This is a genomic window from Chryseobacterium sp. FG46 (assembly GCF_057809135.1).
Map to the genome: position 1 here is coordinate 273,276 of NZ_JBMDJJ010000002.1, position 12,641 is coordinate 285,916.

10 protein-coding genes are annotated in these 12,641 nt (G+C 36.4%); all 10 read left to right on the forward strand.

Annotated elements, in window-relative coordinates:
- The 10 genes from ACODR7_RS02700 to ACODR7_RS02745 all read left to right on the forward strand — a co-directional run bounded on the left by ACODR7_RS02700 (position 1) and on the right by ACODR7_RS02745 (position 12,536).
- On the forward strand, positions 1 to 1,425 hold the full coding sequence (locus ACODR7_RS02700; protein WP_488837078.1) for a RagB/SusD family nutrient uptake outer membrane protein: 1,425 nt from the start codon (positions 1 to 3) through the stop codon (positions 1,423 to 1,425).
- A 75-nt stretch (positions 1,426 to 1,500) separates the two neighbouring features.
- Positions 1,501 to 2,892, forward strand: a complete 1,392-nt coding sequence (locus ACODR7_RS02705; RefSeq protein ID WP_488837079.1) for a glucoamylase family protein — start codon at positions 1,501 to 1,503, stop codon at positions 2,890 to 2,892.
- Positions 2,893 to 2,989: 97 nt separating this feature from the next.
- Positions 2,990 to 3,697 (forward strand): carboxylesterase family protein, encoded by a 708-nt coding sequence (locus tag ACODR7_RS02710; RefSeq protein WP_488837080.1) that lies wholly within the window; start codon positions 2,990 to 2,992, stop codon positions 3,695 to 3,697.
- 80 nt (positions 3,698 to 3,777) lie between these two features.
- Positions 3,778 to 6,105, forward strand: coding sequence for a beta-glucosidase BglX (gene bglX / locus ACODR7_RS02715; protein ID WP_488837081.1), 2,328 nt, complete (start codon positions 3,778 to 3,780; stop codon positions 6,103 to 6,105).
- A gap of 89 nt (positions 6,106 to 6,194) precedes the next feature.
- Positions 6,195 to 6,593, forward strand: coding sequence for a hypothetical protein (locus tag ACODR7_RS02720; protein WP_488837083.1), 399 nt, complete (start codon positions 6,195 to 6,197; stop codon positions 6,591 to 6,593).
- 119 nt (positions 6,594 to 6,712) lie between these two features.
- On the forward strand, positions 6,713 to 7,123 hold the full coding sequence (locus ACODR7_RS02725) for a hypothetical protein (protein ID WP_488837085.1): 411 nt from the start codon (positions 6,713 to 6,715) through the stop codon (positions 7,121 to 7,123).
- 424 nt (positions 7,124 to 7,547) lie between these two features.
- Positions 7,548 to 7,691, forward strand: coding sequence for a bacteriocin-like protein (locus tag ACODR7_RS02730; protein ID WP_156121528.1), 144 nt, complete (start codon positions 7,548 to 7,550; stop codon positions 7,689 to 7,691).
- Between the two features lie 952 nt (positions 7,692 to 8,643).
- Complete coding sequence (gene purB, locus ACODR7_RS02735) at positions 8,644 to 10,071, forward strand: adenylosuccinate lyase (protein WP_488837086.1); 1,428 nt, start codon at positions 8,644 to 8,646, stop codon at positions 10,069 to 10,071.
- Positions 10,072 to 10,119: 48 nt separating this feature from the next.
- The gene (locus ACODR7_RS02740; RefSeq protein WP_488837088.1) at positions 10,120 to 11,091 is read left to right on the forward strand and encodes a WG repeat-containing protein; all 972 of its coding nucleotides are present in this window, start codon (positions 10,120 to 10,122) and stop codon (positions 11,089 to 11,091) included.
- A gap of 17 nt (positions 11,092 to 11,108) precedes the next feature.
- Positions 11,109 to 12,536, forward strand: coding sequence for a serine hydrolase (locus ACODR7_RS02745; RefSeq protein WP_488837089.1), 1,428 nt, complete (start codon positions 11,109 to 11,111; stop codon positions 12,534 to 12,536).
- The last annotated feature ends 105 nt before the right edge of the window (positions 12,537 to 12,641 follow it).

Sequence of the window (12,641 nt, forward strand, 5' to 3'; positions counted from 1 at the left end):
ATGAAAAAAATATTTTTATCAATTGCAATGGTTTCTCTTTTAACCAGCTGCAATAATTATCTGGATATCAAAGAGGAAGGAGAAGTAGAAGCAACATCATTTTTCCAGACTCAGGATGATGCTATGCAGGCAACTAATGCTATTTATAACTTTTTAAGAAGCTGGGAAAATTCAGCATTTCCTTACCAGTTTATTTATGGTGTTCCGGCAGATGATGTTGTAAAAGGATCCAATCCGGGAGATGGGTCTTTTATCAATGTGTATGATAATTTTACATTTACGGTAAGTGATGATGGTGTAAGAAGTTATTGGATTGGTCAGTGGCAGGCAATAAACAGAGCGAATCAGGTTATTACTAACGTTCCAAAGATAAATATGGACTCCACGCTTAAAAACAGACTTGTTGCAGAAGCAAAGATGTTAAGAGCTTATTTTTATTTTAATTTGGTAAGAATCTATGGTGGTGTGCCAATATTTGATGGAGTACAGACCAATTACAATATCCCAAGGAATTCTGTAACCGAGGTTTACAATTTTATTATATCTGATCTTACCAGTGCTGCAGAAATTCTCCCTCAGACTTATCCAGCTACAGATCTGGGAAGAGTTACTAAGGGAGCTGCATTAGGATTATTGTCGAAAGTTTATCTTTACAAGAAAGACTGGCAAAAGGCTTATGATACTTCAAATCAGTTGATAGGAATGGGATATGATCTAGATCCTGATTTCAATCATGTATTCAGAATCGCTGGAGAGTTTGGAAAAGAATCTGTATTTGAAGTTAACTGTGATTGTGCGCCTCAGCTTAATCCAAATGCGGGAAGTCAGTATGCAGAAGTTCAGGGGGTAAGAAACCAATTCGGATGGGGATTCTTTACACCTTCTCAGGCATTGGAAAACGCATTTGAACCTGGTGATATAAGAAAAGAACTTACCATTCTTAGAAATGGAGAAACTACGCCCGAAGGTGATTTGATTGCAATGGGAGATCCAAATTCTGTAACCACATTTAACCAAAAAGTATATCTTCCTAAAGCTTTGAATAACAGTGCGTGTTATTATGGTTCTAAACAAAATATCAGAATTTTAAGATTTGCAGAAATTCTTTTAATCAATGCAGAAGCAGCTAACGAACTGGGCAATGCAGCTACAGCCACAGCTAATCTTAACAAGGTAAGAACAAGAGCTCAGTTGGCAGGAACTACAGCTACAACACAGACTGCACTTAGAAAAGCAATCTGGCATGAGCGTAGAGTAGAGCTTGCTATGGAAGGTGATCGTTTCGTAGACCTTGTAAGAACTGGTGAGGCTGCTGCCGTACTTGCTCCTTATGGATTCAAAGCAGGGAAGAATGAGTTATTCCCAATTCCTTTGGATGCAATGAACCAAAGTAACGGAGCTTTTGTCCAAAACCCCGGCTATTAAAATAAACCATAAACATTAGAGGAGAATGAAAGTTCTCCTCTTCTTTTAGTAAGAAACCCTATAAAAAGAGATCTCATGAAAAGGAACGTATTATCAATGGCTATCACTTCTTTATTTTTTGTGTATTCCTGTAAAAATGCTCCAGTGGCCAAACAGGAAGCTGGAAAAACTGAAGCTGTAAAAAGCAATATTACGGATGAACAACTGATGGACAGAGTACAGAAAGATGCTTTAAAATACTTCTGGGATTACGCAGAACCTAATTCATTGCTGGCAAGAGAGCGTTATCATGAAGACAATATCTATCCGGATAACGATAAACACGTGATCACTACAGGAGGTTCAGGATTTGGGTTGGCAACTATTCTGGTAGGAGTAGAAAGAGGATTTGTTCCGAGAAAGGAAGCGGTGAAAAGACTTACTCATATCATGGATTTCCTGGCAAAAGCAGACCGGCACAAAGGAGCCTGGTCACATTGGATCAATGGGGAAACCGGAAAAACAGTTCCTTTCGGAAAAAAAGATAATGGCGGTGATCTTGTAGAAACCGCATTCCTTACTTCAGGAATACTGATGGTCCGTGAATACTTTAAAAACGGAAATGCAGAAGAAAAAGCCCTTGCAGCAAAATGTGATGAGTTATGGAAAGGAATCCAATGGAACTGGTATACCAAAGGAGGAGAGAAAGTCCTTTACTGGCACTGGTCACCGGATTATCAATGGGAAATGAACTTTCCTCTTGAAGGATATAATGAATGTCTGATCACTTATATTTTAGCAGCATCTTCACCTACTTATTCCATTGATGCCGAAACCTATTATAAAGGCTGGACCAGAAATGGAACTTACCTTACAGACAAAACAAAATACGGATTACCGCTGTATGTAAAACACAACTATGCCGAGGAATACGGCGGCCCGCTTTTCTGGGCACAATATTCATATATCGGGCTTGATCCGACAGGATTGTCTGATAAGCTTGTCAGAAATTACTTTGACATCAATAAAAATCAAACCCTTATCGACTATAAATACTGTGTTGAAAATCCCAAGCAATGGAAAGGTTACGGACCCAACTATTGGGGATTGACTGCCGGTTACACAAGAAATGAGGATGGAAGCACAGGATACACCGCTCATATGCCTGGCAATGATAATGGAGTAATTACTCCTACAGCTGCATTGAGCAGTTTCCCATACACACCAAAAGAATCAATGGCTTTTCTGAGATTTATATATACCCAAAAACCTGAATTTATAGGTTCTGCAGGTCCTTATGATGCTACCTCTGTCAATTATAACAATTGGTTTACCCCAAGATATCTGGCAATAGATCAGGGAACTATTGCTCCCATGATTGAAAATTACAGATCAGGATTCCTTTGGAAGTTATTTATGAATGCTCCGGAAATTCAAAAAGGATTAAAGAAATTAAGCTTCCAGTCAGCTAAATACGGACTCAAGTAAATTCAATAGGAACGGACTATTATCCTGAGCATAGCCGAAGGAAATCCGTTTAAATAAAAAAAGATCAAATCTATGGCTTTGGCCAAAACTTAATAATATGAAACTAATACTGAAACATATCCCTCTTTTACTGCTGCCGTTTTCATTACAACTGAATGCGCAGGAAATAAAAGCGGAACTCAATAAAGAAATTAAAAGACAGGAGAAAATGTCTTATATTCTGGATTATCCCCGGAATACCAAAGGAAATGTACCATTAATAGTTTTCCTTCATGGCTCAGGAGAACGGGGAACTAATCTAGATATGGTAAAAGCACACAGTCCGTTTACCTATAAAAATCTGATCAAAGAACCTGTAGCCATTCTGGCACCTCAATGTCCGCAAGGAACATGGTGGGATACGGTTACCGTGTATAATCTGATCAAAGAAATTCAGAAAAAATATACAATTGATGCTTCCCGCATTTATCTTACAGGACTTTCTATGGGAGGCTGGGGAACTTTGAAACTGGCCATGGAACATCCGGAAATGTTTGCTGCAGTGGCTTCAGTCTGTGCGCCGACAGATCAGGTAATGACCGCCAATATTCATCAGTTTAAAGATTTGAATATGAAAATATTTCATGGCGGAATGGATGATATTGTCCTGCCTGCCAATGCTTTTAATTTTTATCAGAAGCTGCATCCTGTAAACCCTACGGCAGAATTAGTTATCTTCCCGAATGATAATCATAACTCATGGGATTCTACCTATTCCAACCCTGCTTTGTATGAATGGATGCTGTCAAAAAAGAAAGAAAAGTAATCCGACCCCCAATGATTGAAAAATAACCCCATCAAATTAAAGCAAAAAATATAAAAACAATAATTTAAGAAGATAGATTTATGAAAAAGTTAATTGTAATCGCCACTTTAGCATTGGCTCCTGTATTTTCCGCTCAGGAAATGATAACGAAGCCCGTTCAGTCTTATCAGACAGCTCAGTATCAGGCTAAAAAGAAAGCATTTGTGGATAATCTTTTATCTAAAATGACATTGGATGAAAAAATTGGCCAGATGAACCTTCCCACTTCCGGAGATTTCACTACAGGACAGGCACAGAGTTCTGATATCGGAAAGAAAGTAGAACAAGGATTAGTTGGAGGATTATTCAATATAAAAGGAGCAGATAAGATCAAAGCTGTTCAGAAAGTAGCAGTAGAAAAAAGCCGTCTGAAAATTCCTATGATTTTCGGGATGGATGTGATCCATGGCTATGAAACTACTTTCCCGATTCCATTAGGATTGGCCGCGTCATGGGATATGAATCTTATCCAGCAGTCTGCAAGAGTAGCAGCCAGAGAAGCTGCTTCGGACGGAATCAACTGGACATTCTCTCCCATGGTGGATATTTCCCGCGAACCAAGATGGGGAAGAGTATCAGAAGGATCTGGTGAAGACCCTTATTTGGGAAGTGAAATTTCTAAAAACATGGTATATGGTTATCAGGGGAAAGACCTTGCTAACGGAACCAATATCTTAGCCTGCGTAAAACACTTTGCATTATACGGAGCCGGAGAAGCAGGAAGAGATTACAATACGGTTGACATGAGCCATGTAAGAATGTTTAATGAGTATTTTCCTCCTTACAAAGCAGCAGTGGATGCCGGTGTAGCTTCAGTAATGGCTTCTTTCAATGAAGTGGATGGAGTACCGGCAACAGGAAACAGATGGCTTCAAACGGAAGTATTAAGAAATCTATGGAAGTTTAAAGGCTTCGTAGTAACAGACTATACCGGTATCAATGAAATGGTAGACCACGGTATGGGAGATCTTCAGCAGGTGTCTGCTTTGGCTTTAAAAGCTGGAGTTGATATGGATATGGTAGGAGAAGGTTTTTTAACAACATTAAAAAAATCCCTTCAGGAAGGAAAAGTGACACAAGCTGAAATTGATATGGCAGCAAGAAGAATTCTTGAAGCAAAATATGATCTTGGTTTATTTGATAATCCATACAAACATGGAGATGCAAAGTTAGCGGCAAAAGAAGTCTATAATATGGAAAACCGTAATATAGCAAGAAATACGGCTGCTCAATCTATGGTGTTATTGAAAAATGACAATCAGGTATTGCCTTTAAAGAAATCAGGAACAGTGGCTGTAATTGGCCCATTGGTGAATAACTCAATGAATATGGCCGGAACATGGAGTGTTGCTACAAAACATGCTGCCTCAGTTTCTTTGATGCAGGGATTGCAGGCAAACTACGGAAAGGAAGTTAAGTTTTTATCAGCAAAAGGAGCCAATATAGATTATGATGCCAAATTAGAAGAAATTTATGCAGCTCACGGTAAAAAAACAGACAGAGATAACCGCTCCAGAGAAGAATTGCTAAGAGAAGCTGTGGATGTTGCCAGCAAAGCAGATGTGATTGTCCTGGCTATCGGAGAATCTGCAGAAATGAGCGGAGAATCTTCTTCCAGAACGGAAATTACCATTCCTCAGTCTCAGGTTGATTTATTAAATGAATTAAAGAAAACCGGAAAACCGATTGCAATGGTTCTTTTCACAGGCCGTCCGTTAGCATTAACCAATGTAAAAGATACTCCGGATTCTATCTTGAATGCCTGGTTTGCAGGATCTGAAGCAGGAAATGCCATTGCAGATGTTCTGTTTGGAAAAGTAAACCCGTCCGGAAAACTTCCGATGACTTTCCCAAGAAGCCTTGGACAGGTGCCTATCTATTATAATGCTAAAAATACAGGTCGTCCGCTAAGTCAGGACAAAGTAGACAAATGTACTTATGAAAGATTCCGTTCCAACTATATGGACGAATGTAATACACCATTATATGCTTTCGGGTACGGATTGAGCTATACGAAATTCAATTACTCTGATATGACAGTTTCCGCTAATACCGCGAAAGGAAATCAGACCGTTCAGGCATCCGTTACAGTAACCAATACAGGAAACTTTGATGGAGCAGAAGTGGTTCAGTTATATATCAGAGATATAGTTGGAAGTATCACAAGACCGGTAAAAGAATTGAAAGGCTTCCAGAAAATATTTTTGAAGAAAGGAGAATCTAAAAAAGTAACTTTTGATATCACTCCTGAAAACCTGAAGTTTTACAACGGAGATTTGAAATACGACTGGGAATCAGGTGAATTCGATATCATGATCGGAACAAGTTCTGACAATGTACAGCATTCAAAGATTAACTGGACTAAGTAAGATTTGAAAAGTTCCTCCGGAATTGTATATTTTCTATTCTTTGGCATGATTTTTAATAATAGATGTGTAATTATTATATACACATTGACATGAAAAAAACAATTTTATTAAGCACAATGTTCCTTGGTTCTTTAGTGTTTGCCCAAAAAGGAGCAATAAAAGGTGGTGACAAAGATGTACACGGATGTATTGGTTCAGCAGGGTATACTTATTCTCAAATTAAGAAAGACTGTATAAGAACTTTTGAACAAAAAATTAAGCTAACAGAAGTTGCTCCGAAAGACAGTTATACTTCGATAGCCGCCGTTATTTTCAGTAAAGACATGAAAAAAGCTGAGGTTTTTGTAAAAGATGCCGGTGAAAGAAGCATTATCCTTACCAGAACAGGACGTAAAACTAAAGTCTGGAAAAAGGATGGCTATGTATTGGTTCCTTACAAAAAGAACGGATATCAGCTTAAAAAGGATAATATCGTGATCTATCAATAAAATCCGATTTCAAAAAAGAAAAGCCATTCGCAAGAGTGGTTTTTTTTGTAACTTAGGGAAATTAATTAATATCACATTTTAGGATATTTTTAATCTATCAAAAAACAAAAATTTTACATATGAAAAAAATAATTTTATTTAGTACATTATTCCTTGGGTCATTAGTTTTTGCACAAAAAAGCACTCACGTTTTGGGAGGCGACAGAGATGTTCATGGTTGTATTGGTTCCGCAGGATATACCTATTCACAGTTAAAAAATGATTGTATACAAACTTTCAATCAGAAAATAAAACTCAAAGAAGTAAATTCAGATAAAAGTTATACTACAATGACGGCAGTTATCTTTACTAAAAATCAGAAAAAGGCTGAAATTTTTATTCAGGATGGAAATGCAAAAAGTATCATTTTGGATAAAAAAGGAAGAGAAAAAGTCTGGAAAAGCGGATCTCACATTAAAGACAGCTATGTTCTGACTCCTTATAAAAAAGGGTATCAAATTAAGAAAAATAATGTTGTCATCTATCAATAAGTTCAAACTTTAAAAAATATATAGCCACTCGGAAGAGTGGTTTTTTTGTGGTATTAATTTAATTAGATTTTAATATGGCAGGTTTTGTCACTTTAGGTAGATATTTTTGCATCATAATAGAATGAAAATATACAAAGAATTTACTTATAAATAGCGTGATTTACAGGATACCACATTAAAGTGATTTCCGTGTCTTAAAAAGTATTAAACTCGTTCTAAATAGAGTTTTTTTACCTTCCTTGTTTTAAGAAACTATATGGATATACAATAATGATTATTCGAAATAATAAACAAATTATCGTTGTAAGTTGAATAAAACGAATAAGTTATGTTTTTGTTCCGAAAAAAATGTATATTGGATCTGCCAAATTAAAGCGTAATCCGAAAAGCATAGAGAGTAGGAGAAAAATCAAAAAATGTTACTATGAAAAACTTAAGAAAACTTTCAAAAAGAGAATTGAAAACTGTTCAGGGAGGTATCCCGATGTGTCTGGCAGGGTACTTCTGGTGCTCATTGGAAAGAAAATGTATTCCGGTAGGATCGCCATGCGGACTTATTATTGACTAATTAATTAAAAATAGTATAAAACAGGCTGTCTCAGAAATGGAATAGCCTGTTTTATTTGCTCTCACCAATCTACTTAGCAATCAGGAGCGTTAAGAAAATTTCAAATCCGTTAAAAAATTTCCACTGTCTGAGCATGGGACTTATTCAGAACCGAAGCAGAAACTTATGATCCATGCGAGTTTGGAAATTTTAGGAGTACATTAAAATTTTTAGCGGCTAATTCCCGTCCTGAACTTCTGTCTCTTTTCTTCATGGTAAAAGTATAAACGAGAAATCCTTACTTTTGTGAGCATATCAAAATAACCATGATTCTCTCCAAAATAAACTATACACTCGCAATTCTTATCATTGCTTTAAATCTTGTTATTCTACCCATAAATATTATCATGATTATGGATAGTAAATCATTATTCCAATCGGGGATGGATATTGTTCTTTTCTTAACCGTTGGGAATTTATCGTTAATCCCTGCAATTATGACTTTCTTTAAAGGACGCAGTAAAAAGATAGCCCTGTTGATTTTAAACGTTCTTGGATTGTTGGTTGCAATATCGATAGTTTATTTAATCTATGCAATGTCAACAATTCAATGTTAAGCTTAGAAAAAAACATGCTTGAATAGGATGTGCTGCTTATCAATCGACTTAGGAATCAGGAGCGTTAAGAAAATTTCAATGTAATCCGTTAAAAAATTTCCACTGTCTGAGCATGGGACTTGTTCAGAACCGAAGCAGAAACTTATGATCCATGCGAGTTTGGAAATTTTAGGAGTACATTCAAATTTTTAGCGGATGATTCCCGTCTTGAACTTTTGTATACTTTTGCTTCAAGGCAAAAGTATAAATGAAAATCTTTTATTTGATTCAGAATAGGGTTGAAAAATCATAAAATCAGAATTTTTATCTCTCACTGAAAAACCGTATTTTTGTGCATCTAAAAAGTAAAAGAACGAATGAATTCCTACAAAAATCCATTGGAAGAGCGCTACTCCAGTGAAGAAATGTTATTTAACTTCTCACACAATAACAAATTCCAGAATTGGAGAAAGCTTTGGATAGCTCTTGCTGAAATCGAAAAAGGCCTCGGACTTGATATTACAGACGAGCAGATTGCTGAGTTAAAAGCTAATGCTGAAAACATCGATTACGTAAAAGCTGCAGAGTACGAAAAAAAATTCCGTCATGATGTAATGGCTCACGTTCACGCCTATGGTGATGTGGCGCCTTCAGCAAAAGGAATTATTCACCTGGGTGCAACTTCGGCTTTTGTAGGAGACAATACAGACTTAATTCAGATCCGTGACGGACTTTTAATCTTGAAGAAAAAGTTGGTGAACGTGATGAAAAACCTTTCGGATTTTGCGATTCAATATAAAGACCTTCCTACTTTAGGATTCACCCATTTCCAGCCGGCTCAGTTAACAACAGTTGGAAAAAGAGCTACACTTTGGTTACAGAGTTTGGTTCTTGACATCGAAGAATTGGATTTCTTCCTTGAAACCCTACGTTTCAGAGGAGTAAAAGGAACTACAGGAACTGCTGCCAGCTTCCTTGAGCTTTTCAACGGAGATTATTCTAAAGTAAAACATTTAGATAAAGAACTTTCAAAAAGATTCGGTTTCGAAAAAGTGTTCGGAGTTTCCGGACAGACTTACGATAGAAAAATTGATGCGAAAGTTGTCGCTTTATTAGGAAATATTGCACAATCTGCACATAAATTTACAAACGATTTACGCCTACTTCAAAACCTTAAGGAGATTGAAGAGCCATTCGAGAAAAACCAGATCGGTTCATCGGCAATGGCTTACAAGCGTAACCCAATGAGAAGCGAGAGAATCGGAGCGTTGGCAAAATATGTAATGTCTCTTACAACAAGTTCTGCAATGGTAGCTTCTACACAATGGTTTGAAAGAACATTGGATGACTCTGCGAACAAGAGATTAACAATTCCACAGGCATTTTTAGCAGTTGATGCTATTCTATTGATCTGGAACAACATCATGAACGGAATCGTTGTTTATCCAAACAGAATCAACAAACATATTATGGAGGAACTTCCTTTCATGGCAACAGAATACATCATCATGGAAGAAGTAAAAGCTGGTGGTGACCGTCAGGAAATCCACGAAGTGATCAGAGTTCACTCTATGGAAGCTTCCAAGAAAGTGAAAGAGGAAGGAAAAGAAAACGACCTTATCGAAAGAATCTTAAACGATGATTCTTTAAAACTGGACAAATCAAAACTGAAAGAAGTTTTAGATCCTAAAAACTTTATTGGTTTCGCGCCGATCCAGACGGAAGAATTCATCAAAAATGAAGTACAGCCGATTATAGACCAAAACAAAGACTTAATAGGATTGGAAGCTGATCTTAAAGTATAAAACAATATGCAGTCTTTTGGGCTGCATATTTTATTTCCAACCCCGTTTATGAAAAAACTACTGGTAGCCATTTTATTAACACCAATTATTTCCTTTTCTCAAAGTAAGGTGGATTTACATTATTTTAAATCCAAAGATTCTTTAGTTGGAGTAAAAGATAAAGCAGGGAAAATAATTGTTCCGGCGCAGTTCAAAATCTTTTCATTCCTTAAAGACGGAGATCCTGTAGAAGGAGAAACTATTCTTTTTGATGGTAGTAAAGAAGGTGAGAAACCGGAAAAAAATGCATGGGGATATGTGTACGACAGAGAAGGGAAATTTCTGTATCAACCTTTTCTTTATGATAATGGCGCAGATTATTTCTCTGAAGGAGTAAGAAGATTGGTTGAAAATGGTAGAGTAGGATTTGCAGACCGAAACGGGAATACTGTTATTGGAGCTGAGCATGACTTTGCATTTCCTTTTAATTACGGATACGCCACCTTTTGTGACGGCTGTGACTGGGAAAAAACAAATGACGAGCACAGATCTATCGTAGGTGGAAAATGGGGTGTGATGAACGTCAAAGGACAAACTGTTCAGCCATTGGCGAAACCAACAGAGCAGGATGTTGAAATAGACGGGAAATACTACCCGAATCCGTTTCAATACAATGAAAAAGACAAGGATATCCTTCAGTTCTTTGAAAAACAGAAGAAAAAACTTTCAGATCTTTATTATGTAAATTTTTACAATAAACTGTCTGAAAAAGAAAAGAATCTGTTTTTTGAAATCGTAGAGAGGCCAAAAGAAAACTTTCCCTATTATCAGGTGAATACTTATAATTGGAGAAAAAAGGATTTGGATATGCTGTACCGTTTCAAATTCCTGGTTTCAGAAGATGGAAAAAAAAATTATGCAATAGGAGATTTTAATGAAAAGAAGATTCCTTTTGAAAACTGGTTAAAGGAAGAAATAGAAAGTGCAGAAGATTTTCAGAGAAAGCATAAGGATAACCCTAATAAATTCATAAACAAATAGCAGAACTTACTTAGCAGATGACAAAACATATAATAGTATTGATGTTGGCTTTGGGATTTGTGAAAAATTATGCACAAACAGATAAAGCAGTTTATTCAGTCATAGATGCAGCTGCTAAGAAAGTTGCAGAAGAATCAAAAGCATACTCTGTTTCTGTCGGAATTATAAAAGATGGAAAAATCTATACCAGACACTTTGGAGAAATAGACAAAGGAAAAGGGAATAAAGCGGATGATAATACTTATTTTGCTATAGCTTCCATTACCAAACTTTTTACAGGGCAATTGCTGGCACAGGCAGTCCTGGATGGGAAAGTAAGCCTTGATGATGATGTACGCAAGTATCTGAAAGAACCTTATCCCAACTTAGAATACAATGGTGTTCCCATAAAAGTCAGGAATGTAATTTCTTATGAAACCGCCTTACCTAGAAATCTCCCTATTGATGATGAGCTGAGAAAAAACATGACAGATGAAACAGCTTTTCTATACGAAAAGCTTAATGACGGATATACAAAAGAAGACTTTAAAAAAGAGCTGGCTGCTGTAAAATTAGATGCACAACCAGGTACAAAATATAAATACAGCAATACAAGTCTGGAATTAACCGGTCTTATGCTGGAAAATATTTATGGGAAAAGTTATGAAACCCTTTTGAAAGAAAATATCTTTTCAAAAAATGGAATGAACCATACCAAACTGGAGCTTGATAAAAATGAAATTCAGGCTAATGGATATCATGAGAATTATCGTTTAATGCCCGTTTCACGAAGCCTTCTGTGGGGTTCAGGGGGGGCGAAAACCGAATCTACAATGGGTGATATGGTGAAGTTTTTAAAAGAAGAACTCGATTTACAAAACAAAACGGTACAGGAATCTCAAAGAAATATTGAAAATAGTAAAGAAGCCTGGTATGGATATTTTTGGGACAGATATTGCATTACCGAACATGGTAAAAGAGGTTTTAAGCATGGTGGATCTTATGGGATAAATAGCCTGTTTACAGTGTTTCCAGAATTGAATATTGGAGTATGCATCATTGTAAACATTAATGGACCTGAAACATTTTCCGCACTTTATAATGGTACAACAAGTTTGGTAGCTGATCTTGTTTCCACTTCAGATAAAAAGCAGGTGTATGGATATTCCATAAAGAAGGATAAAATCGTTTTTTCTTACGCACATCCGAAAAATATGAATGGAAACCTTATTAATACCATGGCTGTAGCAGGAAGTTTCAATAACTGGGATGCAGAGAATAAAGAATATCAGATGATAAAGAAGGGTAAAAACCTTTATGAATTGGAAGTTCCTGTCTCTCGATTTGAAAAAGGAAAGTCCTATTCCTTTAAGTTTGTACTGAATAAAGAAGAATGGATTGGAGCTTCTAAAAATGCATCCAATAATGACGGTACCAAAGATAATAATCTGACATTGCTATTATAAGAAAAAGATAGAAGAAAAAGAAAGTAAAAGAGTAAATTTGCACTCAATAGTATAGGGAGATAAATAACACCAAAAAGAGTAGCCAATGTGGATGGAAAAGAAGAT

Excerpts from the sequence above, each read along its gene's own strand:
- ACODR7_RS02700 (WP_488837078.1), top strand. The coding sequence starts at position 1 with ATGAAAAAAATATTTTTATCAATTGCAATGGTTTCTCTTTTAACCAGC.
- ACODR7_RS02705 (WP_488837079.1), top strand. The coding sequence starts at position 1,501 with ATGAAAAGGAACGTATTATCAATGGCTATCACTTCTTTATTTTTTGTG.
- ACODR7_RS02710 (WP_488837080.1), top strand. The coding sequence starts at position 2,990 with ATGAAACTAATACTGAAACATATCCCTCTTTTACTGCTGCCGTTTTCA.
- bglX (WP_488837081.1), top strand. The coding sequence starts at position 3,778 with ATGAAAAAGTTAATTGTAATCGCCACTTTAGCATTGGCTCCTGTATTT.
- ACODR7_RS02720 (WP_488837083.1), top strand. The coding sequence starts at position 6,195 with ATGAAAAAAACAATTTTATTAAGCACAATGTTCCTTGGTTCTTTAGTG.
- ACODR7_RS02725 (WP_488837085.1), top strand. The coding sequence starts at position 6,713 with ATGAAAAAAATAATTTTATTTAGTACATTATTCCTTGGGTCATTAGTT.
- ACODR7_RS02730 (WP_156121528.1), top strand. The coding sequence starts at position 7,548 with ATGAAAAACTTAAGAAAACTTTCAAAAAGAGAATTGAAAACTGTTCAG.
- purB (WP_488837086.1), top strand. The coding sequence starts at position 8,644 with ATGAATTCCTACAAAAATCCATTGGAAGAGCGCTACTCCAGTGAAGAA.
- ACODR7_RS02740 (WP_488837088.1), top strand. The coding sequence starts at position 10,120 with ATGAAAAAACTACTGGTAGCCATTTTATTAACACCAATTATTTCCTTT.
- ACODR7_RS02745 (WP_488837089.1), top strand. The coding sequence starts at position 11,109 with ATGACAAAACATATAATAGTATTGATGTTGGCTTTGGGATTTGTGAAA.